We start from the raw sequence: 23075 nt of genomic DNA, 5'->3' as shown, positions 1-23075 counted from the left end.
ACGGATCGGGAGGGCTGGTGGACGGATCGGGAGCGCTCGTGGACGGATCGGGAGCGCTCGTGGCGGTCCGGGCTCCGGCGGACGGACCGCCTGCCCGGGTCTACGGCCTGACGTGGATCTCGCCGATGCCCGAGCCGAGACCGGCGCAGTGGGCGGTCGACTGCCCGGACTGACCCGGATTCAGTGTGACGCGCTCGCCGTCCACATCCGGGGACCAGCCGCAGACCAGGTGGACCCGGAAGGTCCGGGGCGAGGAGCCGTCGTTCCGGCAGAGCGCGTATCCGGTGTAGTCGCCGGCCGCGTGTTTCCCCGTGTCGCAGGACAGACCGGGCGGTGCGGCGCCCGGCGCACCGGCGGACGCGGCGGTGACCGGGGCGGCCGGGGCGAGGACCAGCCCCAGGACCGCGGCACCGCGCACGACGGTTCGGACGGCGTTCCCCTTGGACGGCTTCTTCATGTCTCCCCCTTGGAGTGCTTGCCTGCCAGGGCAGCCCTCCCCTACGTTCCGTAGCCGAAAACAGCCCCGAACCTCACACTTCGTGCATTCGGTCGTCGCGCGGGCGCACGGCTTCGGGCGTACGCTCGCTGGGGGGAAAACAGGCTCGAGAAGGCCGCCGGCAAGGCCGTTTCCGAGGAGGCGCCGTGACCGTACAGCGCATCGCCGCCCGTGCGGCCGCCTTCGGGGCGGCGGTCGTGCTCACCATGACGAGTGGCGCGGTGGCCCGTGCGGACGACGACATCGAGTCGCTCCCCGCCCAGGAGATCGCCGACCGTTCCCGTGACGCGCTGCTCGGCGCCGAGTCGTTGCACATGCGTGTGCAGGGCGACCTGGGCGGAGGACGGCCCTCGATGATGATCGACCTCACCCTGGACCGGAGCGGCAACTGCGCGGGCGGCATCGACCTCGGCGACGACCGGGGCAAGGTCGAGATCGTCAAGCGGGGCGACGCGGTCTGGCTGAAGCCGGACGCGGACTTCTGGGAGAACCAGGTCCCGGTGGGCGGCGCGGCCTTCGACGCGATCCTGGCCGGACGGTACATGAAGGGCGAGGCCTCCGACTCCCGGCTCCGCCCGGTGGTGGACGCCTGCGACCTCGACACGGTCCAGGAACTGGTCACCGACAACGCCGACACCGTCGGGGGGACGCTCACCAAGGGGACGAAGACCACGGTCGACGGCGTTTCCGCCATCCCTGTGACGAGGAGCGGGGACGGGGACCGGAGGGACGGCCGGCTCACGGTGTACGTGGCCACCGAGGGAAAGCCCTATCCGGTGCGGATCACGGTGAGGAACGATTCGGCGGACGCGGCCGTGGACTTCTCCCGCTTCGACCGTCCGGTACCCACGGCCACCCCGTCGCCCGAGGACACGGTGGACGTCAGCGCCCTGCTGGGGCGCACACCGGCGCCCGTCTGAACACGCCCGGCAGAACACCGCCGTCCGGGCCCGCGCCCGCCCCGCCGCACCGGCGCCCCGGAGAAACGCGTGGCGGTCCGCGGCGGCCCGGGGAGGTGGCCGCCGCGGACCGCGGTCCCTGTGTCAGACGCGGGTCCGGGAACCCCGGCTGAGCAGTGTGTACAGCAGCAGCGACGCGGCCAGGCCCACCGCCCAGCCGTAGTCGGCGAGCGGCTTGAGGAAGGGGATCAGCCCGTCCGCCGGGAAGGGGCCCTTCCCGGGGGTGGAGTGCGAACCGCCGATCGCGAGGACGCCACCGGCCGCGAAGGCCGCCACCGCCCGCAGGTTCCAGCCGTTGGTGTACCAGTAGCGGCCACCGGGCCGGTACAGGTCGGCCAGGTCGAGCACGGTGCGGCGGATGATCCAGTAGTCGGCGATGAGGATGCCCGCGACCGTACCGAGCAGCCCGCCCACCAGGCCGAGCCATGTGAAGATGTACAGCTCGGGGGTCTCCGTGAGCTTCCACGGCATGATCAGGACGCCGACGATGCCCGTGATCAGGGCGCCCGTACGGAAGTTGATGAGCTTCGGCGCCAGATTCGCCAGGTCGTACGCGGGCGACACCACGTTCGCCGCGATGTTGACCGAGATCGTCGCGATGAGCACGGTGATCAGCCCGAAGAGGAGACCGAAGACGTTGTCGGTCTTGGCGACGAGCTGTACCGGGTCCCAGATCGCCTCCCCGTACACGGCCTGCGAGCCGGAGGTCACGAAGACCGAGAGCAGGGCGAAGAACGTCATCGTGGTCGGCAGTCCGAGCGACTGTCCCCGGATCTGGGCGCGTTGCCCGGCACCGAAGCGGGTGAAGTCGGGGATGTTCAGCGACAGCGTGGACCAGAAGGCGATCATGCCCATCAGGGACGGGAAGAAGACCGGCCAGAAGTCGGCACCCCAGCCGAGCGCGGACGGCTGGTCCAGCAGCGGACCGAATCCGCCGGCCTTGACGGCGACCCAGACCAGCAGCACCACCGCGCCGACGAGGACGAACGGCGCCGCCCAGTTCTCGAAGCGCCGCAGCGTGTCCATACCCCGGTAGATGATGGCGAGTTCGAGCGTCCAGAAGAGGACGAAGCAGAGCCAGAGGGTCCAGGGCTGGCCGCCGATCTCGTCGGCCTGCGCCCAGCCGCCGAAGATCTTGCCGAGCAGCGTGAAGATGCCGACGCCGCCGATCCAGGTCTGGATCCCGAACCAGGCGCAGGCGACGGCCGCCCGGATCATGGCGGGCAGGTTGGCGCCGCGCAGCCCGAAGGACGCGCGGGCCAGAACGGGGAAGGGTATGCCGTACTTGGGTCCGGCGTGCCCGGTGAGCAGCATGGGGGCCAGCACGATCAGGTTGGCGAGCGCGATCGTGAGGACCGCCTGTTTCCAGTCCATGCCGAGTGCGACGAGCCCGGAGGCGAGCAGCCAGGACGGGATGTTGTGCGCCATCCCGATCCACAGGGCGGCGAAGTTGTACGTCGTCCAGCGGCGCCGCTCCAGGGGGACCGGCAGCAGGTCGTCGTTGACGAAGCGGGGGTCGTCGGGGACGGCCCCGGGGGCGAGCTCGATCCGGCCCGAGGGGTCGGCTGTCCGCTCCCCGGGAGCGCGTGGTGGGCCGGGTGGGACGGTGGCGGTCATGGCTGCGGAACCCTTCGCTCGGGGGCGGTGCCGTGCGGGGCGCGGGGGGGGGGGGGGGTTGGGCGTGCGGCCGGCGGGTGTGAGGGCCGGCGCCTGCCGGGGCCGGGCGGTGCGGCGGTCAGGCGATGGGACGGTCAGGCGGTCAGCGCGGGAATGATCGTGGAACCGTACGCGTCGATGGTCGCCTCGCGTGCGTCGTGCATGTTGTAGACGGCGAACTGGTCGACGCCCAGGTCCCGCAGGGCCCGCAGCTTCTCGATGTGGGCCTCGGCCGGGCCCAGCAGGCAGAACCTGTCGACGATCTCGTCGGGAACGAAGGCCGTGTCGGGGTTCCCGGTGCGGCCGTGATGGCTGTAGTCGTAGCCGGAGCGGCCGGCGATGTACGCCGTGAGGGCCTCGGGCACGAGGTCGGAGTGCTCCCCGTACCGGGTGACCAGGTCGGCGACGTGGTTGCCGACCATGCCGCCGAACCAGCGGCACTGCTCGCGGGCGTGGTCCAGGTCCTCGCCGACGTAGGCGGGTGCAGCGACGCAGATGGTGACGGAGTCCGGGTCGCGGCCGGCGTCGGCCGCCGCCTCACGCACCGCCTTGATCATCCATTCGGTGAGGTAGGGGTCGGCCAGCTGCAGGATGAATCCGTCGGCCTTCTGCCCGGCCAGGGCCAGCGCCTTGGGGCCGTACGCCCCCATCCAGACGGGGAGCCGGCCGTCCTTCACCCATGGGATCCGGACCTGCTGTCCGTCGACGGTGGCCTCGCGCCCTTCGGCGAGGTCACGGATCACGTCGATGGCCTCCCCCAGCCTGGCCAGCGTGTTGGGCTTGCGGCCGGCCACGCGCATCGCCGAGTCGCCGCGCCCGATCCCGCAGACCGTGCGGTTGCCGTACATCTCGTTGAGGGTGGCGAAGGTGGAGGCGGTGACCTCCCAGGTGCGGGTGCCGGGGTTGGTGACCATGGGGCCGACGATCAGCCGCTCGGTGTGTTCCAGGATGCGGCTGTAGATGACGAAGGGCTCCTGCCAGAGCACCGCCGAGTCGAAGGTCCAGCCGTAGCGGAAGCCGTTCCGTTCGGCGCGGCGCATGAGTCCGACGACGGCCGAGGCGGGCGGGTCGGTCTGGAGGACGAGTCCGAAGTCCATGACAGGTGCTCCTAGTCGAGGTACTGACAGGTGGCGCGCGGGGTGTACATGCCGTGGCCGGCCCGGCCGGTGAACTTCCGTTCGTCGATGACCACGTCGCCGCGCGAGAGGACGGTCTCCACCCGGCCGGTGAGCTGCTTGCCCTCGTACGCCGAGTAGTCGACGTTCATGTGGTGGGTCTCGGCCGAGATGGTCTGCCGGGCCTGCGGGTCGTAGATGACGATGTCCGCGTCGGCGCCGGGCGCGATGGTGCCCTTCTTCGGATAGAGCCCGAACATCCGGGCCGGGGAGGCGCAGGCGATCTCGATCCAGCGGCGGCGGGAGAGGTGGCCGTCCACGACGGCCTGGTGGAGGAGGTCCATCCGGTTCTCCACACCGGGCATGCCGTTGGGGATCTTCGAGAAGTCGCCGAGGCCCATCTCCTTCTGGCCGGAGAAGCAGAACGGGCAGTGGTCGGTGGAGACGACCTGCAACTCGTTGTTCCGCAGTCCTCGCCAGAGCGCCTCCTGGTGCTCCTGGGGGCGCAGCGGGGTGGAGCAGACGTACTTCGCGCCTTCGAAGCCGGGCTCGGCGAGATTGTCCGTGGAGAGGAAGAGGTACTGCGGGCACGTCTCGCCGAAGACCGGGAGTCCTTTGTGGCGGGCGGCGGCGAGCTCGGCGACGGCCTCGTCGGCGGAGACGTGGACGACGTAGAGCGGCGAACCGGCGACCCTGGCGAGCTGGATGGCGCGGTGGGTGGCCTCGGCCTCCAGCGCCACCTTGCGTACGTCGCCGTGGTACCGGGGGTCGGTCCGGCCCTCGGCGAGGGCCTGCTCGACGAGGACGTCGATGGCGATGCCGTTCTCCGCGTGCATCATGATGAGGCCGCCGTTGCCGGAGGCCCGCTGCATGGCGCGCAGGATCTGCCCGTCGTCGCTGTAGAAGACGCCGGGGTAGGCCATGAACAGCTTGAACGAGGTGAGGCCCTCGGCGACGAGGAGGTCCATCTCCTTGAGCGAGGACTCGTTCACGTCGGACATGATCATGTGGAACGCGTAGTCGACGGCGCAGTTGCCGTCCGCCTTCGCGTGCCAGGCGTCGAGCCCCTCGCGCAGCGACCGTCCCATGCTCTGGACGGCGAAGTCGACGATCGTGGTGGTGCCGCCCCAGGCGGCGGCCCGGGTGCCGGTCTCGAAGGTGTCGGCGGCGAAGGTCCCGCCGAACGGCATCTCCATGTGCGTGTGCGCATCGACACCTCCCGGGATGACGTACTTCCCGGTGGCGTCGATCCTCCGGTCGGCGCTCCAGCTCCCGGCGGCGTCGGTGCCGTGGGCGGCGAGGGCGGCGATGCGTCCGCCCTCGATGAGTACGTCGGCGTGGATCTCGTCGGACGCGGTGATGACGAGGCCGCCGTGGATGACGGTGCGGCTCATGTGCCCCTCCTCGCAGTGGCGGAATGGGTCTACGCACGTAGACCTGATGTGTGGTCAAGAACGTGGAAGCGGGTGGCCCACTGTGGCAACACCGTTGCCGGCGACGGGTGAGGACGTTTCCGTTTTCCCTGCGGCACACCCCACCGGCCCAGTGCCCGGCGTCGTGCACGGCGCGTGGCACGTCGTCGTGGCACGTCGTATACGGGGCGCGGACCGGGGAACGCCGGCCCGGAGGGGAGGCCGCAGCAGCGGACTCCCGCACGGGGGGGGCCGGGACGGTCGGGGCCCGCGCCGAGGGGGCTCCGGCCGTCCGGTGCCCGCCGCCCCACCTCACGGCGGCGTTCCGCGTGGAGGAGGGACGGGGCGGACACCGGACGGCCGGACGTCTCACCCGGCGGCTTGGAGGGCGTCGGCCAGGATCTCCGCACCCTCCTCGGCCTCGGTGACGGTGAGCGAGAGCGGCGGCGCGATCCGCAGGACGCTGGTGCTGTGCCCACCGCCCTTCCCGATGAGGAGTCCGCCGGCCCGGGCCGCTTCGAGCACGGCCGCCGCGGCTTCCGGGTTCGCCTCGTCGGTACCGGGTTTCACCAGCTCGATGCCGATCATGAGGCCGCGTCCGCGCACCTCCCGTACGGCAGCCGAACCCGCGGCGACCGCGCGGATCCGCTCGATGAGCAGCCCGCCGACCCGCCGTGCGTTCCCCTGGAGATCGTGTTCCAGGAGGTACGAGAGGTTGGCGAGCCCGGCCGCCATGGTCACCGGGGAGCCGCCGAACGTCGAGATGGAATTGGCGTCCAGGCAGTTCATGACGTCGGCCCGGGCGACGACTCCGCCGATGGACATGCCGTTGCCGATGCCCTTGGCGAAGGTGAGGATGTCCGGCGGGCCGCTCGCAGCGTGTGCCTGCCAGCCCCAGAAGTGCTCGCCGGTCCGGCCCCATCCGGTCTGCACCTCGTCCGAGATCCACAGGATGCCGTGCCGGTCGAGGACCTCGCGGAAGGCCGCGTACAGCCCGTCGGGCGGTGCGGTGAAGCCGCCGACGCCCTGGACGGGCTCGGCGATCAGTGCCGCGGCCTCCCTGGTGTGACCCAGCAGGTCCTCCAGATCGGCCACGCAGGCCTTGATGAACTGCGCGTCACCGAGCTCCGCGTACGGCCCGCGGGTGCGGACCCCGCCGTGGACGTACAGCGTCTGCAGCGGCGAGAGACTGGTGGGTGACCAGGCCTGGTTGCCCGTGATGGACACCGCCGAGAACGATCTGCCGTGGTAGCTGTTGCGCATCGCCAGGATCTGGTTCGACCGGCGGTAGGCGGTGGCGAGAAGCAGCGCGGTGTCGTTGGCCTCGGTGCCCGAGGTGGTGAAGAAGACCCGGGCGTCGGGGATGCCGGAGAGTGCGGCGATGCGCTCGGCCAGTTCGACCATCGGCCGGTTGAGGTAGAGGGTCGAGGAGTGGATGATCCGGCCGGCCTGCTCGGTGACGGCCTTGGTGACCTCGGGGAGCGCGTGCGCGGTCATGGTGGTGAGGATGCCGCCGAAGAAGTCGAGGTAGCAGCGGCCGTCCGCGTCCCAGACGTGGCGCCCCTCGCCGTGGGTGATCTCCAGGGGCTGCCGGTAGTAGAGGGCCAGCCAGTCGGGACTGACGGCCCTGTGCCGTTCGTGCAGTCCGGTCACGGCTCCACCAGCCCGTCGTACGCGTCCGGCCGGCGGTCGCGGTAGAACGCCCACTGCTGCCGGACCTCCTCGATCAGGCCGAAGTCCAGGTCGCGGACGAGGAGTTCCTCCACCTTGTCGCTGGCGACCTCGCCGACGAACTGGCCCCGCGGGTCGACGAAGTAGCTCGTGCCGTAGAAGTCGTTGTCGCCGTACTCCTCCTGGCCGACGCGGTTGATCGCGGCGATGAAGTACTCGTTGGCGACGGCGGAGGCGGGCTGCTCCAGCTGCCACAGATGGCTGGAGAGGCCGCGCGAGGTGGCCGACGGGTTGTAGACCAACTGGGCTCCGTTGAGTCCGAGTTGCCGCCACCCTTCGGGGAAGTGCCGGTCGTAGCAGATGTAGACGCCGACCTTGCCGACCGCGGTGTCGAAGACCGGCCAGCCGGCGTTCCCGGGCCTGAAGTAGTACTTCTCCCAGAAGCCCTTGACCTGGGGGATGTGGTGCTTGCGGTACTTGCCGAGGTACGAGCCGTCGGCGTCGATCACCGCGGCGGTGTTGTAGTAGAAGCCGGACCCTTCCAGCTCGAAGACCGGCACGACGATCACCATGCCCGTCTCGCGGGCCAGGTCCCGCATCCGCCGGACGGTCGGCCCGTCCGGGACGGCCTCGGCCCAGCGGTAGTGCTCGGGCTCCTGCACCTGGCAGAAGTAGGGGGCGTTGAACACCTCCTGGAAGCCGATGACCTGCGCGCCCTGCCGGGCTGCCTCGCGAGCATGTTCCTCATGCTTGGCGATCATGGATTCGGTGTCGCCGGTCCAGGTCGCCTGGACAAGTGCGGCGCGTACGACATGGGACATGAGCTGCTCCTTCGACGCGGCGTCAGAGAGCCTCTACGCGATTTCTACGCCCGTAGACACAATGCATAGGAGGAGAACGTAAGCCCCGTCACACAGCGGGGCAAGACCATCGTCGTGAACCGGCGGAGTCGATCATGTTTCACACCCGAGCGGTCCACAGGTGCCGGGCAGCGGCTCGTCCAGGGCGCGCAACGTCCCGTACGCGGCCTGGATGAACGGCGCGAGCGGGGTGGGAGCCGTGTTCGTGAGGGCGACGAGTCCGGTGCGGGAGCCGGGGAGGAAGCCGGCGAACGCGGTGAAGCCGCGGGTGCCCCCGGAGTGGTGGAGCAGCGCCCCGTCCGGGCGCGGACGGAGGTTCCAGATCAGGCACAGCCGGGCACCGGTCCTGGGCACGCTCAGCCGGGGGCGCTGCACCTCGGCGAGCGCGGTGCGCAGAGCGGCGGAGTCCGCCGCGGCGTCCGGGTCGAGCAGTGCGGTGAGGACGCGGAGCAGGTCCCTGGCACTGGAGCGGACCGCGCCGGCGGCGGGCAGGCCGGGCATCAGCTGGACCGGGCGCGGCCTGCCGCGCCAATGGCCGGTCGCCTGGGGCCGGTTGGGGTCGCAGTCCGTGTCGGTGAGGCCGAGCGGCCCGGTGATGCGTTCGGCGAGCAGGTCCGCGTAGCCGTCCCCGGAGCCTCCGGCTGCCCGGGCCAGTACGTGACCGAGCAGGGCGCCGCCGAAGTTGGAGTAGAGGACCCGGGTGCCGGGGCGGTGGTGCAGCCGGGTCCGGGGCAGGGCCGCCAGGAGGTCGGCCTCGGAGAATCCGGCGTACGGGTTGCTGAGCCATCCGGTGCGCACGGCGCGGGTGAGCAGGCCGGGGGGCAGCCGGGGCAGGCCGGAGGTGTGGGTGGCCAGGTGGAGGAGGGTGAGCGGCCCGGGGAGCCGGAAGGGGAGGTAGCGGTCGACGCGGTCGTTGTACCGGACCTCGCCGCGGGCCGCCAGTTCCGCGAGGAGCAGCGCGGTGAAGGTCTTGGTCAGCGAGCCCGTCTCGAAGCGGGTGCGCTCCCCCACCGGCCCGCGGCAGAGCACCAGGCTCTCGTCCCGGCGAACGGCCGCCACCGCCGCCCCCGGCCCCCTGGCCACGGCCAGCAGGGGGCGGAGACGGGCGGTCAGCGGCGGTCCGGTCACCGCCGGCCCGCCGCCCGGGCGAGCGCGATGGATCCGGCGACGGCTGTGACGACGACGGTGTGCTGGTGGTCGGTGAACCTGCGCTGCGGGTCGTCGTCCACCGGATCGGAGTCCCGGGGCACGAGCCCGTCCTCGTGCTGGAGAGCGGCGACGGCCTCCCAGTCCTCCGCCGCGCAGTACGGGTCCGGGAGCGAGGCGCCGACGATCAGCAGCTCGGCGACGAGGTCCCACTGCCCGACCTCGCGCCAGACGTCGATCCACACGGGGAGCCAGGTGCGTACGTACGCGGCGAGTTCGGGCGGCAGCCCGTCCGGGTCGGCACCCCAGTCCGTGAGGTGGAAGACCGTGTGGGTCATCGCGTACGCGGTGATCCAGTTGATGGCCCAGGGCTCAGGTGTCGCGCCGAGCCAGGTGGCGCCGGCCAGCGCCGCCATGTCCTCGGCGTGCCCCAGGCCCACGACGCGGGCGGCGTTGGCGGCGGCGAGGCGCCGGTTGGGCAGCAACTCGACGCTGTTCACCGACCGCATGCGGGCCCGGTGGGCGAGCAGCCGGTCGAGCCCCTCGTGGCGGTAGCCGCAGCGGTAGAAGGGGGCGTACATCTCCAGCGGGTCCGTCATCAGGGTGTGGCGGAGCTGGCGTTCGTAGATCATGTCGCCGCCCCGGAACTGCTCCCAGGTGAAGTCCATCAGGCTCCGGGCCGCGACCAGGCGGCCGGGTCCGGCGACACCGTCGCGCAGGATGAGCGACGCGGCGAGGGTGGTCTCCCCCAGGGGCTTGTAGACGCTGTCCGGGTCGGCCATGGTCTCGGTGGTGTCGGGCGGCAGGCCGCCGAGTGCGCGGTTGGCGTGCAGCCACGAGAGGGCCCGGTCTGCCATACCGCGGGCCGCCCGGGTCACGGGCTCGGGAATCGTCGTCATGCGCGTGCCGCCTTCGGGTCCGTGTCCGGCCGCCGGAGGAAGTGGCCGGCGATCGCCAGGTCCAGGGCGGCACGGGGGCCCGCTCCGCCCAACAGCGATACGTGCTCCGCGGCGAGGGCCGGGTCCAGCGGCAGCGGCGTGCCGTCGTGGTGCAGCCAGGCGAGCCAGCGGATGAGCCGCACGGCCGTGGGGAAGTCGCGGCGCAGGATCGACCGGCTCATGCCCCGGCTGAGCGTCAGGGCGCCGCCGCGCGCCGCGTCGTGCACCGGCCCGTCGAGGACGAGGGTGGCGAGCGGGGCCAGTTGGGCCATACGGACGCACCACGCCTGCCAGTGCACGGTGTCGGCGAGTTCGGTCTCGTCCGCCGGCGGGGCCGCGACGGCCCGGAGGGTGTCGTCCCCGGCGAGCCGGGCGAGGAGCTGGGCGGTCGCCCAGTCGCGCCGGGCGACCGTTCGCTCTTCAAGGACATCGGACGCCGGGAAGGAGTCGAAGGCCTTGGCCACGACGGCCGCGTCCTGCGCCTCGAACGGGTCGCCCACGAGGAGGTGGGAGCTGAGGGCATCGGCCCCGAGCACCCGGACGGCCGCGAGGGCTGCCAGGGTGTCCGAGGCGTCGTCGACGTACCGGGCCAGCTGTACAGCGCCCCCGGTGCCGTCGAGGGCACCGAGGACGCTGACTGCCAGGGCATCGGTCGCCGCGGCGAATTCAGACTGGGAGCTCACTTGCCCCGGGGCTCCTTCGGCTCCTTCGGCGACAGGAGCAGAAGCGCGAGGAGGAAGCCCTCGGCCTCAGGGGTGTACAGGGGAGCGTCACTGACGACGGCCTCGGGCTCCGTCATCAGCGCACCCAGTGCGCTGGTCTCGGTCTGCGTTGCGGTGAGAGTGATTTCCTGGGCAAGCATGGTGCCTCCTCATCACTGGGGAGCATGAACCACTTGTGTGGTGATGCCTCGATCGAGCCTAAAGGCCGAAATGAGATTTATCTCCACAAGTCCGAGTTCATGGGGATTTTGCGTCGAAATGGGCCTCGAATCGTAGCCTCCGGTGACCATTCCACCGACGGATTCGACCCCTGTCCGGCAGGTCCGGGCCGCGGGCAGGCTCCCGCCGCCCGGCAGCCGCGCATCGGAGAAGCCGTACCCGCCAGGCGGACCGGCGGGCGGACGTGGCCTGCGACGCCCGTACGGAGGTCGGCGACGATCCCGCCGACACGGCCCACGCCGACCGGCCGCGCATCGCCGGTCCGGCCCTCGGCGAGCCGGTCGGCGGCCGCTGCGGGAGCTCGTTCCGGCGGGCGGGCGGGCACCGTGCCCGAGGGCCGCCCCGCAGGACCGGCGGGCGGGCCTACGGCGCCGCGATGCCGGCCACCCGCAGGGCGTGGACCAGGTCCCACTCCCGCTCGGCGGACACCTCACGGGCGGCGGCGAGCAGTTGCGGGACGAGGTGGCGCGGGCCGCCCTCGGCGATCCGCGCGGCGTCCCGCGCCGTCCGTACGCGCACGAACGCGCTCAGCAGGGCCTGCGCTTCGGGTTCCAGGCCCGCCCGGTCGAGGGCGACCACCGCGTCGGCGATCTCGGCCGCGGGCCGCGCCACACCCTGCCGGAGCAGCTGCCCGCAGTCTTCGGCGCGTCCCGCCCCTGCCAACGCCCCTGCCGCGGCCGCGAGTCCGGCGGGCGGCAGGGAGGAGACCTCCCACAGCAGGGTGGCCCAGTCGGCGCCCAGACCTGCCCGGTGCAGGGCGACGGCGAGAACCGGCAGATGCCCGGCGGGCCAGGCGGCCGCCTCGCAGAGCACGACGTGCGCCTCACCGCTGCGGCCCTCCGCGCGCAGCCGGACGAGGAGCGCGACGGCGTCGTCGGCGACGCGGTGGGCGGCTGCGTCGGGTGCGGCGGCGGGCGGTGTGACGGCAGCGTCGGCGGTCCCCGCCGGGGCACCGCCGTATCGGGCGCCGCGCGGCGCGGCGGTGGCCGCTGAGGAGTCGGGCAGTGCGGGAGCCACCGAGGGGGAGGGGCCAGCCTCCGCGTCGTCCCCCGGCTCCAGACCCGCGAAGCGGGCTCCGCGCAGCTTCCCGCGCTTCGGGGCGGGAGCCGGCTCCGGTGCGGGGCGTGTGCCGGGGGCCGCGGTCCGGGACGGGCGGCCGGCTTCGGGAGCCTGCCGCATGCTCCCGGCGGGTTCCGGGTACGGGGCGCACTCGCCCTCCTCCGCACGGAACGACTCCGCACGTAACGGCTCCTCACGGAACGAGGTGTCCGGCGCGGCGGCCTCCAGGGCCGCCAGTCGGTTGCGGAGCTCCGCGCAGCGGGCCGTGGCGCGGGCGTGGTCGTCGCGTGCCCAGGCCAGGGCGTCCGGCTGCGCGCCCACGTCCTCCCCGGCGGCCCGTAGCCGCTGTGCGGCGTGGGCCTGCTCCCGGAGCATCAGCCCCAAGCGGTCCACGAGGGCCCGGCGTCCGCCCGGCCGCCGGTCGTGCGCACCCGCCGAAGCGGAGTACAGCGCGGCAGCGCGGCCGGACTCCTGCACGGCCACGTCGCTGCCGCGTGCCGCGGCGAGGTCCTGGAGGAGTGATTCGACCACGTCCCAGGGCGGGACCTCGGTGCCGTCCAAGCAGGCGCGCATCCCTTCGGGGTCACGCGCGCAGAACACTCCGTACCACCCCCGCCCCGGATCGAGCAGGGCAGCAAGATCTTGCAGGTACTGTGCGAACTGCCTTACGTGCCAAGCATGTTGATGCACTGTCACCGGTGCCCTCGCCAGTCGCCGACTGGAGCGTTCCAGCCCGCAGGCATTCGACCGCAGGGGTGTTACGGGCGGGCTACGCGCACTTTTCAGGCGTGCTGCGTCCGGAGCGCGGCGCGGGCCGCTCACGCCCCCCGGAAGGTGACGGCGATCCCCGTGTGGGGCCGCTTGCCGAGCCGCACGGCCGTGGCGGGCCAGTCCACCATCCAGAACTTCCAGGTGTACTTGCGGGCGAGCACCTTGCGCACCCCTGCCGTCCCGTCCTTGTCGAGCAGGCGCGCCTCACCCTCCGCGCTCGGCGCGCCCTCGGCGATCCTGCCGCGGACGTCGCAGACGGTCACGAGGACCCGGGGATTGTTGCGCAGTCGCTTGACCTTCCAGGAATCACTCCGCGTCCAGACGTACAGCGCGTCGCCGTCCGCCGCGGCCCAGACGGGCGTGGCGACGGGCGTGCCGTCCTTCCGGTACGTGGTCAGGCTGACGTACTCACTGCGGGAGAAGTCCTGGAGAGTCACGGGCGTGACCCTACTCCGCCCCTCCCCGTGGGCGGCGGTGGCCCCTGTACGGGAGGCGCATCGGGCCGCGCCCCCGGGAGACGCCCGGACGGGAGGCACGGCAGCGGCCCGGGCCGGACGACATGACCTATTCGTTCCCGACGAACTCCCGGGCCAGCGCCCGGCCGGCGGCGACGGCCGCCGCGCGGCTCTCGATCGGCGACACCTCGGAGTCCTTGAACAGGATGTACGTGACGCCGGAGGCGGTTCCGCCGCTCCTCGGATCCGGGTCGATACCGAGGGCCTCGGCCGTGGCGTAGGACGCCTCGCCGATGATCCCGGTGGGCCCGGTGTCCCCGACGACGGCGTACTGGACCTGATCGCGGTAGATGACGGCGGCCACACCGCCCCCGCCGATCCCGGACCTGGTGTGGTTCCAGAGCGGCCCGGGTCCCGGTACGACGACGTAGGGCAGGCGGGCGGAGTCCAGGGGCCGGCCCGCGGACGTCCGGAAGGCCGTCTCCGGCAGGAAGGAGGGGTCCGTCCTGCTGTTGCACGCCTCGGTGATCCGGCCGTCGCAGTCGATGTCCATGTCCGCCTTCCAGAACACCGCCCCCTTCGTCCCGCACACCGGCACCGTCGCCGGGCCGCCCCGGTCCGTTCGGTACTTCCCGGCGGAGATCCGGGTGCAGGACTTCACCCGGGCCAGCAGTTCGGCCGCGCTCACCGGGTCCTCCGCGGTTCCGCCGCCGGAACCGGCGGTCCCGTCGGCGGCTGCGGGGAGTGCGGCGGCGGCGAGCAGGGAGGCGCCGGAGAGGAGGGAGAGAGCGAGCATTCTCGTACGCACGGTGGGGGATGCCCTTTCACTGGACGCGAAGGACCCGTTCGGGTCCTTCCTTGCCGACGCGGCCGGGGAAGCCGCCCGAGCCGCCCGAACCTCGTGCACGGCCCGCCCGCGTCATGGCCTCGGGGCCGGCACGACGCGGCTGAGCGCGACGCACCGGCCCCGAGGCCACTGCTGCTGCCGACCGGTCAGGAACGACCGCTCGGATGCACCACCATGGCCGAGCCGCCGCCCCGCCGCACCTTTTCCGCGGCCGCGAGCCAGCGTCCGTCCGGCAGCCGCTGGACGCCGGTGGCGGCCCCGATCTCCGGGTTGGCCCTGAAGACGTGGCCGAGCGCCTCCAGCTGACCGCGCACCGGGCTGTTCCACAGCCCCGGCTCGATCTCCGTCGTGGCCGAGTTGCGCTGACTGGCGCGCGGCGCGGCGATCGCCTCGACGAGCGGCAGGCCCCGGTCGACGTGGCCGGTCAGGGACTGCAGCACGGTGGTGATGATCGTGGCGCCGCCGGGTGTGCCAAGCGCCAGTACGGGGACTCCGCGCTTCAGCACGATGGTCGGCGAGATCGACGACCGGGGGCGCTTGCCCGGACCGGGCAGGTTCGGGTCGTGCACCGCCGGATTGGCGGGCGCGAAGGAGAAGTCGGTCAGTTCGTTGTTGAGCAGGAAGCCACGCCCCGGCACCGTGATGCCGCTGCCGCCGGTCGACTCGATGGTGAGGGTGTACGCGACGACGTTGCCCCACCTGTCGGCGGCGGTCAGGTGCGTCGTGTTCTCGCCCTCGAACGTCGTCGGGGCGGCGGTGCCCCCGGTGGCGCAGCGGGACGGGTCGCGCGGGTCGCCCGGAGCGAGGGGGCTGGTGAGGACCGCGTCGTCCTTGATGAGGCACTCACGGGAGTCGGCGAAGCGCTGGCTGAGCAGCCCTCGCGTGGGTACGTCCTCGAACGCCGGGTCCCCCACCCAGCGTCCCCGGTCGGCGAAGGCGATCCGGCTCGCCTCGATGAGCCGGTGCAGGTACTGCGCCTCGGTCGACTTCGTGAGGTCCGTGGACTCCAGGATGTTGAGCGCCTCGCCCACGCTCGTGCCACCGGAGGAGGAGGGCGCGATGCCGTAGACGTCGAGGCCCCGGTAGCCGATCCGCGTCGGCGCCTGGCGCAGTGCCCTGTAGGACTTCAGGTCCTTGACCGTGAGGTCACCCGGTCGCACCGTACGGGCTGCGGCCGGGTCCACGGGTGGTGTCCGCACCGTCGACACGATGTCCTGGGCGAGTTCGCCCCGGTACAGCTCGTCGACCCCTTCACGCCCCAGGGTCGCGTAGGTGCGGGCGAGGTCGGGGTTCTTGAAGACGGAGCCGGCCACGGGCAGTTCTCCGCCGGGCAGGAAGAGCTCGGCGGAGGCGGGGAAGTCGGCGAACCGGGCCTGGTTGGCCGCGGTTTGCGAGCGGAAGGTGTCGTCGACGACGAATCCTTCGCGGGCCAGCCGTTCGGCCGGCCTGAGCAGTTGGCGCAGGGGCTTGGTGCCCCAGGCGTCGAGGGCCCTGTCCCAGGTGGCGGGGGTGCCGGGGGTGCCGACGCCGAGGCCGCTCGTGACGGCGTCGGCGAAGGGGATCGGCTGCCCGTTCTCCAGGAAGAGCGAGGAGTCGGCGCTGCGGGGTGCCGTCTCCCGGCCGTCGATGGTCTCCACCGTGCGCTTGCGGGCGTCGTAGTGGACGAAGTAGCCCCCGCCGCCGATGCCCGCCGAGTAGGGCTCCGTGACGCCCAGTGCCGCCGCTGTGGCCACGGCCGCGTCGACGGCGTTGCCGCCCTTGCGGAGCACCTCGATGCCGGCCGCGGACGCGTCCGCGTCGACGCTCGCGACCGCTCCCCCGTATCCCACGGCCACCGGCGACTTGGGCGGCGGTGGCGCGGAGGGCGGCGACGATGCGGGGGCTGCGGCACCGAGCGAGCCGATGACGGCGATCACGCTTAAGAACGACACATTCCGGCCGACGGAACGACGCATCCGTACCTCCAGTGAGGGATCGTCCGCGCAGGGTAACCCCGCCCCGGCCGGATCGTCAGGACCGCCTCCGTTCCCCTGCCTCGCGGCCGGACGGGAACCTCCGACGGAGCACCGGGGTCCGGGCCGCGACCGGACCCCGGTGCTCGGCAGCGACTGCCGCCGAGCACCGTGCCCATGGACGCCGGATGAACTTTTTCGGACACCGCGTGGCGTAATCCGTCACCTTTCAGCCACGTACGGATGCCGGGCCGAGCTGCGTTCTTTACCCCTCCGTAACGCTGCGGCTGCGGGATGGCATGGCGTTGACCAGCGATGATGCAGGATTCCTTCATTGACGGTGGTCAGGGTGCTCGTTACCGTCGGCACCATGAATCACCGAGCCCCCACAGGCATCATCGACGAGCTGGACCAGCGCATCATCGCCGCGCTCCAGCTCAACGGTCGTGCCCCGTGGAGCACGGTGGCGCGCTGGGTGGACGCCAGTGAGACGACCGCTCAGCGGCGTTACCGCGCGCTGCGCGAGCGGGGCCTGCTGAGGGTCGTCGGCACCATGGAACTGGACCGGACGCGAGAGGGATCCTCCATGCTCGTCCGGGTGCAGGCCAGGCCGGGCCGGGGTCTGGCCGTCGCCGACCGGCTCACCGAGAGTCCGGACGTCCGTTTCGTGGCCGTGGTCACCGGCGCCGCCGACCTGATCGTCGACTTCGTCGCCCGCGACAACGAGGAGATGATGCGGATGCTCTTCACCGACCTGCCCGCGGCCGACCTCATCACCAGCACCGAGGCCGTACCGGTCATCCGCGCCTTCACCTCGGCGTCGATGTGGGACACCGGGCTCCTGCCCGTGGAGGCGGCGGCCGACCTGAGGCCCGATTCCCTCGCGTCGTCCTGCGACCGGGCCGACTGGGACGTGACGCCACAAGCGCTCACCCCTCTGGAGCACGACCTCGTCGCCGCGCTCAAGGAGGACGGCCGTACCCAGGTCAGTGCGCTGGCCCGGCAGCTCGGCCACACCGAGTCCGGCGTCGCGCGGGCCATGGAGCGGCTCATCTCCCGCGGCGTACTGCAGTTCCGCACCCTGGTCGATCCGTCGCTGCTCGGATACGACGCGGAGTTCATGGTCTGGCTCTCGATCGAGCCCGACCGGCTCGACGCGGCGGGCCGGCAGCTCGCGCGGCATCCGGCGACCAAGTTCCTCGGTGCGGCCACCGGTCGGTTCAACCTCGTCGGGCACATGGTGTTGCCCCGCCGTACCGACCTCTTCCCCTACACCAGCGACGTCATCGGCAGGCTGCCCGGCCTGATCGCCTCCGACGTGACCCTGCATCTCGTCACCATGAAGTACTCCTGGCACCGGATGGTCCGTCCCGTCTGAGCGCGCTCCGGCCGCCGCGACGCGCGGGCTCGTGCCGTCGCACGCCCTCTTCCTCCCTTCCTTCCCCGACCCTCGTGGAGTCACCATGCACACAGACGACTCCGGCCTGCCCGCAGAGAGCTGGCGCTGGACCGAAAAGACCTGGCGCGGCCACGTGGACGCCGTACGTGCCGGACGGCGGCTGGTCCCCGGCCGCTGGCCCGGCGGCGCACGGGTCGCGGTCGCCCTGTCCTTCGACTCCGATCACGAGACGATCCCGTTGCGCGACGGCGAGACCAGTCCCGGCCGGCTCGCCCAGGGCGAGTACGGGGCACGCGTCGGCGCGGCGCGGATCCTGGACCTGCTCGCCCGTCACCGTGTCCCCGCGACGTTCTTCATGCCGGCGGTCTCCGCCCTGCTCCACCCGGAGGAGGCGCGGGCGTACACGCGTGACGGTCACGAACTGGCGGTCCACGGCTGGATCCACGAGCGGAACACGCTGCTGGGCCGGGACGACGAGAGGGAGCTGACGGCCCGCGCCCTCGACACCCTGGAGACCGTGACCGGGCGGCGGCCGGTGGGCATCCGCACACCGTCCTGGGACTTCTCGGACTCCACGCTCGACATCATGCTCGAACTCGGCTTCGCCTACGACTCCTCGCTCATGGCCGACGACGAGCCGTACGAGATCGTCGCCCAGGGCAGTCCCACCGGCCTGGTCGAGATCCCCGTGGACTGGATCCGGGACGACGCCCCCTACTTCACCATGGACCGCTACGGCTCCGTCCGGCCGCACAGCCGCCCGCGCGACGTCCGGGAGATCTGGGCCGACGAGTTCGACGCCGCCCACCGCGACGGCGGCGTCTTCCAGCTCACCCTGCACCCGCACGTCATCGGCCACCGCTCACGTCTGGTGGCACTGCGCGAACTCCTCGACCACATCACCGCCCACTCCGATGTCTGGTTCGCCACCCACGCACAGCTCGCCGATGCGGCCCGCGCGGTGCTGACCGACCCGACGACCTCCCGTTCCGTCCCCGACGCCCCGGAGCACACGCCATGAACACAGGATCCGCCGCACCCGCCGGTCCGCTGTCCCAGGACGGCGGCTCCCCCGCCCCCGGCAGACTGAACCGCACCCAGCGCAAGGCCATCGTCGCCGGGACCATCGGCAACACCGTCGAGTGGGTCGACTGGGCCCTGTACTCCATCTTCGCCAAGGTCATCGCCGACGAGTTCTTCCCGAAGGGCAACGGCGCGGTGGCTCTGCTGTCCACGCTCGCCGTGTTCGCCGTCGGCTTCGTGATGCGTCCGGTGGGCGCCGCCGTTCTCGGCGCGTACGCCGACCGCCACGGCCGCAAGAAGGGCATGACCCTCACCGTCGCCCTGATGGCGGGTGCCGGATTCGTCATCGCGATCACCCCGAACTACGAGACCATCGGCGTCTTCTCGCCCCTCCTCCTGCTCGTCGCCCGGCTCGTGCAGGGCTTCTCGGCAGGCGGCGAGTTCGGTTCCTCCTCCGCCTTCCTCGTGGAATCGGCCGCCCGCGGCAGGCGCGCGTTCGCCGGCTCCTGGCAGCAGGTGTCAGTGGCGGGCGGCGTCCTCATCGCCTCACTCCTGGGCACCCTCACCACCTCGGTGCTGAGCGACGACGCCGTGCACGCGTGGGGATGGCGTGCCGCCTTCGTCTTCGGCGCCCTCCTCGGCCTGGTCGGTCTCTGGCTGCGGGTCTCCGTGGAGGACACCGAGGCCTTCACCGAGGCCAAGGGCTCGGGCCGGACCCGTACCAACCCCGTCAAGGCCATGTTCGTCGAGCATCCCGCGGCGACGCTGCGCGTCGTCGGCATAACGATCGCGGGCACCCTGACCTACTACATCTGGGTCAACTACCTCCCCACCTACGCGAATCTGACCACCGGCATCCCCCTGAAGACCGCCCTGCTGTCGCAGACGCTCTGCCTGGTCGTCTTCGTCGTCGCGCTGCCCTTCGTGGGGCTGCTCTCGGACCGGATCGGCCGCAAACCGACCATGGCGGCCTTCGCCGGCGGGTTCGTCGTCCTGGCCTGGCCGTTGCTGCACCTGCTCGACGGCAGCTTCCTCAGCCTGTTCCTGGTCCAGCTCACCGGCATGCTGCTGATCCTCGGATACTCCGCCAACTGCGCCGTCATCATGGCCGAGCAGTTCCCGGCCGAGGTCCGCGCCACCGGAATCGCCCTGCCCTACGCCCTGGCGGTCGCGGTCTTCGGCGGGACGGCGCCCTACCTCACCACCTGGATGCACGAGAGCGGCCACAGCGACCTGCTGTGGATCTACGTCTCCGCCGCGGCCCTGGTCTCCCTCGTCGTCTACCTCACGATGCCGGAGACCAAGGACAAGGAGTTCTCCTGATGACGACACACGTGATCGTCACCGGCGCGGCAGGCGGCATCGGCGGAGCGATCGCCGAGGAGTTCGCCGCTCGGGGCGCGCTGCTCACCCTCACGGACCGCGACCCCGAGGCCCTCGAGCGTGCGGCGGCACGGCTGGGCCGTGACACGGCGGCGTACCCCGCGGACCTGACGGACCCGGACGCCCCCGCCGTGCTGGTCGAGAGGGCCTGGGCCGAGCGCGGCCCCGTCGACGTCCTGGTCAACGCGGCCGGTGTCTACCCGTCCCTGGACATGGCGGACGTCGACGCCCACGCCTGGGACCGGCTGTTCGCCGTCAACCTGCGGGCCCCCGTCCTCGCCACCGCCGCGTTCGCCCGGCTCGCCGTGGGAGCCGGGCGGCCCGGCGCGGTCGTCAACATCTCCTCCGGTTCGGCGCTCCGCTCCCGGCCCGGCGGCGGCCCCTACGCGAGTTCCAAGGCCGCCCTGGAGATGGCCACCCGCGCCGCCGCCCTGGAACTGGGCCGGCACGGCATCCGGGTGAACGCCGTCAGCCCCGGCTTCGTCCAGGTCGCCAGCGCGTGCAACCCCGTGTCCGCCGAGTACGCCGGGGCCATCGGCGCCAATCCGCTGGGCCGCCCCGGCAGGCCGCAGGACATCGCCCGTGCCGTCTGCTGGATCACGGGCCGGGACGCCTCCTGGATCACCGGGGAGGTGCTGCGCGTGGACGGCGGCTCCAGTACGGGCGTACTGGACCTGCCCCGCATCTGGCAGCCCGGCGACACCCCCGCGACCGCGCCGCCCACGACACCGGACGCCCCGACGGAAGGACCCACCCCATGACCGACCCCTCCCCGCAGGCCCCCTCCCCGCAGCGGGCCGCCTACACCGTCGTCGGCGGAGGCGCGATCGGCGGCACGCTCGCCTTCGCCCTCGCGCGGGCCGGCCACCCCGTCACCGTCGTCGACACCGACCCGGCCCATGTGGCGGCGATCCGCACCGCCGGACTCGTCGTCCAGCACGGCGACACCCGCACCGGTGTACCGGTCGCCGCGGCCACCCCGGACGAGTTCGACGGAACCCTCGGACGGGTTCTGCTGGCCGTGAAGGCCCACGCCACGGAGACCGCGATCGCGTGGATCGCGCCCCGCCTGGCACCGGACGGCTGCGTGGTCTCCCTCCAGAACGGCTTCAACGAGGACCTCATCGCCCGGCACGTGGGCGCCGAGCGCACCGTCGCCGCGTTCGTCAACATCTTCGCCGACGTCATCGAACCGGGCGTCATCCTGGACGGCGGAGCCGGCGCCCTCGTCATCGGCGAGCCGGACGGCGCCCCGGTCAGTGCCCGCGTCCGCTCCCTCGTGTCCGACCTGCGCAGCTGGGGCCCGGCGGTGGCCAGCGACAACGTCGAAGGCTATCTGTGGGCCAAGGCCGGCTTCGGCGCCATGCTCGCGGCGACCGCTCTCGCCGACGCGCCCATGGCCGACCTCATCGACCGGCACCGAACCGCCATGGCGGGGCTGACCGGTGAGGTGTTCGCCGTGTCCGACCGCCTCGGCGTCACCCTGGAGGCGTTCGACGCCTTCGACCCCCGCCCCCTGCGGCCGGGGGCGGATCCGGTGGAGCGCGAAGCCGCCTTCGACCGCCTGACGTCGTGGCTGCGCACGCAGACGAAGGACCGCAGCGGCATCTGGCGCGACCTCGCCGTACGCCGCCGGCCCGTCGAGGCCACCACGCACTACACCGGCGTCTTCGGCCACGCCACCCGCGAGGGACTGCCCACCACGCTGCTGCGCACCGTCATGGACGGCCTGCTCGAACTGGAGGGCGCGCCCGACCGGATGTCGGAGGCGCGGCTGGAGGAGCTGGACCGCCTGGCCGAGCCCGTGATACCCGGCCGCCTGCCGGGGGCGGACCAGGCCGAGGCGGTACGGGGGTGGCTCGACGGGCATCGCGAGGAGATGGTCGCCGACCTCGCCGCGTACACGTCCCGGGGCAGCGCCGGCGACGACCCCGCCGAGCTCGACGCCTGCCTCGGCTGGCTGCGCGGCTGGCTCGACCGGCGCCTGGGCGCACCGGACGCCGAGGAGATCCTCCCGCGCACGGACGTCGGGGACATCCTCGTCCGCCGCTACCCGGCCCGTGACGCGACCCCCGAGGACACCCGGCCGGTCCTGCTCCTCGGCCACTACGACACCGTCTGGCCGACCGGCACCCTGGACGACTGGCCCTTCCTGCGGGAGGGCGACCACATCAGCGGGCCGGGCGTCTTCGACATGAAGGCGGGCCTGGTACAGGCGGTCTGGGCGCTGCGCGCGCTCGACGCGCTGGGCCTGCCCCGGCCGGCCTGCACCCTGATGCTGAACGGCGACGAGGAGACCGGCAGCCTCGGCTCCCACGAGGCCGTCGTCGAGGAATCCCGCGGCAGCCGCCTCGCCCTGGTCTTCGAGGCGGCCGCCGACGGCGCGATCAAGACCGCCCGCAAGGGCGTGGGGCTGTTCACGGTCACGGTCACCGGAAAGGAGGCCCATGCCGGTCTCGATCCGGCCGCCGGGGCGAGCGCGGTGGAGGAACTGGCCCACCAGATCCTGCGCCTGGCCCGGCTGCGCGACGTCGAGGCCGGCACTTCGCTCAACGTGGGCGTGGTGGAGGGCGGCACCCGCAGCAATGTCACCGCGGGACGAGCCGTCGGCCGCATCGACGTGCGCGTCGCCTCCGCGGCCGAGCAGGAGCGCGTCACGGAGGCCCTCGCCGCACTGCGCCCGGTGGACCCCCGGACGCGCGTGGAGATCGGCGGGGACTGGAACCGCCCCGTCTTCGAACGCACCGAACAGGTCGCAGCGTACGCCGAACTGGCCATCAGGTGCGCGGCGTTGCTCGGGGAGGACCTGCGCGAGACGTCCGTGGGAGGGGCCAGCGACGGGAATTTCGTGGTGGCAGCGGGGACACCGGTCCTGGACGGCATCGGTGCGGTCGGCTCGGGTGCTCACGCCCGTTCGGAGAACACCTCGGTCTCCGGCATGGTCGCACGCTCCGCACTGGCCGCCACGGTGCTGCTCGCGCTGGCCTGATGA

At 72.3% G+C, this 23075-nt stretch carries 20 protein-coding genes; 6 read left to right on the top strand and 14 right to left on the bottom strand.

Annotated elements, in window-relative coordinates:
- Nucleotides 1-100: 100 nt before the first annotated feature.
- Nucleotides 101-457, bottom strand: a complete 357-nt coding sequence (locus tag OG927_RS27485; RefSeq protein WP_056792171.1) for a hypothetical protein — start codon at nucleotides 455-457, stop codon at nucleotides 101-103.
- A 185-nt stretch (nucleotides 458-642) separates the two neighbouring features.
- On the opposite strand from OG927_RS27485, the gene OG927_RS27480 reads away from it, so the two are divergent.
- Nucleotides 643-1416, top strand: coding sequence for a hypothetical protein (locus OG927_RS27480; protein ID WP_056792170.1), 774 nt, complete (start codon nucleotides 643-645; stop codon nucleotides 1414-1416).
- A gap of 123 nt (nucleotides 1417-1539) precedes the next feature.
- Here OG927_RS27480 and OG927_RS27475 read toward each other — a convergent pair whose 3' ends face one another.
- The 13 genes from OG927_RS27475 to ggt form a co-directional block, all read right to left on the bottom strand.
- Nucleotides 1540-3072, bottom strand: a complete 1533-nt coding sequence (locus tag OG927_RS27475; RefSeq protein WP_056792169.1) for an NCS1 family nucleobase:cation symporter-1 — start codon at nucleotides 3070-3072, stop codon at nucleotides 1540-1542.
- A gap of 134 nt (nucleotides 3073-3206) precedes the next feature.
- Nucleotides 3207-4208 (bottom strand): TIGR03842 family LLM class F420-dependent oxidoreductase, encoded by a 1002-nt coding sequence (locus OG927_RS27470; RefSeq protein WP_124280677.1) that lies wholly within the window; start codon nucleotides 4206-4208, stop codon nucleotides 3207-3209.
- A gap of 11 nt (nucleotides 4209-4219) precedes the next feature.
- A complete protein-coding gene (gene hydA, locus OG927_RS27465; protein WP_124280678.1) occupies nucleotides 4220-5620 on the bottom strand; it encodes a dihydropyrimidinase in 1401 nt (466 codons plus the stop codon).
- 387 nt (nucleotides 5621-6007) lie between these two features.
- The gene (locus OG927_RS27460) at nucleotides 6008-7291 is read right to left on the bottom strand and encodes an aspartate aminotransferase family protein (protein WP_330320942.1); all 1284 of its coding nucleotides are present in this window, start codon (nucleotides 7289-7291) and stop codon (nucleotides 6008-6010) included.
- Nucleotides 7288-8130: a nitrilase-related carbon-nitrogen hydrolase gene (locus OG927_RS27455; RefSeq protein WP_056792165.1), complete on the bottom strand. Its 843-nt coding sequence runs from the start codon at nucleotides 8128-8130 to the stop codon at nucleotides 7288-7290. The genes OG927_RS27460 and OG927_RS27455 overlap by 4 nt, the downstream gene beginning before the upstream one ends.
- A 132-nt stretch (nucleotides 8131-8262) precedes the next feature.
- On the bottom strand, nucleotides 8263-9297 hold the full coding sequence (locus OG927_RS27450) for a serine hydrolase domain-containing protein (protein ID WP_124280679.1): 1035 nt from the start codon (nucleotides 9295-9297) through the stop codon (nucleotides 8263-8265).
- Entirely contained in the window at nucleotides 9294-10214 is a 921-nt protein-coding gene (locus OG927_RS27445; RefSeq protein WP_124280680.1) for a DUF6895 family protein, read from the bottom strand. The genes OG927_RS27450 and OG927_RS27445 overlap by 4 nt, the downstream gene beginning before the upstream one ends.
- A complete protein-coding gene (locus OG927_RS27440; protein WP_330320941.1) occupies nucleotides 10211-10936 on the bottom strand; it encodes a hypothetical protein in 726 nt (241 codons plus the stop codon). The genes OG927_RS27445 and OG927_RS27440 overlap by 4 nt, the downstream gene beginning before the upstream one ends.
- The gene (locus OG927_RS27435; RefSeq protein ID WP_056792161.1) at nucleotides 10933-11115 is read right to left on the bottom strand and encodes a hypothetical protein; all 183 of its coding nucleotides are present in this window, start codon (nucleotides 11113-11115) and stop codon (nucleotides 10933-10935) included. The genes OG927_RS27440 and OG927_RS27435 overlap by 4 nt, the downstream gene beginning before the upstream one ends.
- Before the next feature lie 442 nt (nucleotides 11116-11557).
- On the bottom strand, nucleotides 11558-12949 hold the full coding sequence (locus tag OG927_RS27430) for a hypothetical protein (protein ID WP_330320940.1): 1392 nt from the start codon (nucleotides 12947-12949) through the stop codon (nucleotides 11558-11560).
- Nucleotides 12950-13071: 122 nt separating this feature from the next.
- Entirely contained in the window at nucleotides 13072-13461 is a 390-nt protein-coding gene (locus OG927_RS27425) for a PPOX class F420-dependent oxidoreductase (RefSeq protein ID WP_330320939.1), read from the bottom strand.
- Nucleotides 13462-13588: 127 nt separating this feature from the next.
- Nucleotides 13589-14287 (bottom strand): glycoside hydrolase family 75 protein, encoded by a 699-nt coding sequence (locus tag OG927_RS27420; protein WP_242413104.1) that lies wholly within the window; start codon nucleotides 14285-14287, stop codon nucleotides 13589-13591.
- Between the two features lie 185 nt (nucleotides 14288-14472).
- Nucleotides 14473-16281, bottom strand: coding sequence for a gamma-glutamyltransferase (ggt, locus tag OG927_RS27415; protein WP_330320938.1), 1809 nt, complete (start codon nucleotides 16279-16281; stop codon nucleotides 14473-14475).
- Between the two features lie 367 nt (nucleotides 16282-16648).
- On the opposite strand from ggt, the gene OG927_RS27410 reads away from it, so the two are divergent.
- The 5 genes from OG927_RS27410 (at nucleotide 16649) to OG927_RS27390 (ending at nucleotide 23072) form a co-directional block, all read left to right on the top strand.
- Complete coding sequence (locus tag OG927_RS27410; protein ID WP_079099390.1) at nucleotides 16649-17656, top strand: Lrp/AsnC family transcriptional regulator; 1008 nt, start codon at nucleotides 16649-16651, stop codon at nucleotides 17654-17656.
- Between the two features lie 85 nt (nucleotides 17657-17741).
- Complete coding sequence (locus OG927_RS27405) at nucleotides 17742-18698, top strand: polysaccharide deacetylase family protein (protein ID WP_330320937.1); 957 nt, start codon at nucleotides 17742-17744, stop codon at nucleotides 18696-18698.
- Nucleotides 18695-20023 carry an MFS transporter gene (locus OG927_RS27400; RefSeq protein WP_056792156.1) on the top strand — a complete coding sequence of 443 codons (1329 nt, stop codon included), beginning with the start codon at nucleotides 18695-18697 and terminating at the stop codon, nucleotides 20021-20023. The genes OG927_RS27405 and OG927_RS27400 overlap by 4 nt, the downstream gene beginning before the upstream one ends.
- Nucleotides 20023-20844, top strand: coding sequence for an SDR family NAD(P)-dependent oxidoreductase (locus OG927_RS27395; RefSeq protein ID WP_056792155.1), 822 nt, complete (start codon nucleotides 20023-20025; stop codon nucleotides 20842-20844). The genes OG927_RS27400 and OG927_RS27395 overlap by 1 nt, the downstream gene beginning before the upstream one ends.
- Nucleotides 20841-23072: a M20/M25/M40 family metallo-hydrolase gene (locus OG927_RS27390; RefSeq protein ID WP_330320936.1), complete on the top strand. Its 2232-nt coding sequence runs from the start codon at nucleotides 20841-20843 to the stop codon at nucleotides 23070-23072. Before OG927_RS27395 ends, OG927_RS27390 begins: the two co-directional genes overlap by 4 nt.
- Nucleotides 23073-23075: the final 3 nt, after the last annotated feature.

It is taken from the genome of Streptomyces clavifer (assembly GCF_036345975.1).
GTDB classification, from domain to species: domain Bacteria; phylum Actinomycetota; class Actinomycetes; order Streptomycetales; family Streptomycetaceae; genus Streptomyces; species Streptomyces clavifer.
The sequence above is the reverse complement of the archived record's forward strand: the minus strand, read 5'-3'. Positions and strand labels throughout refer to the sequence as shown.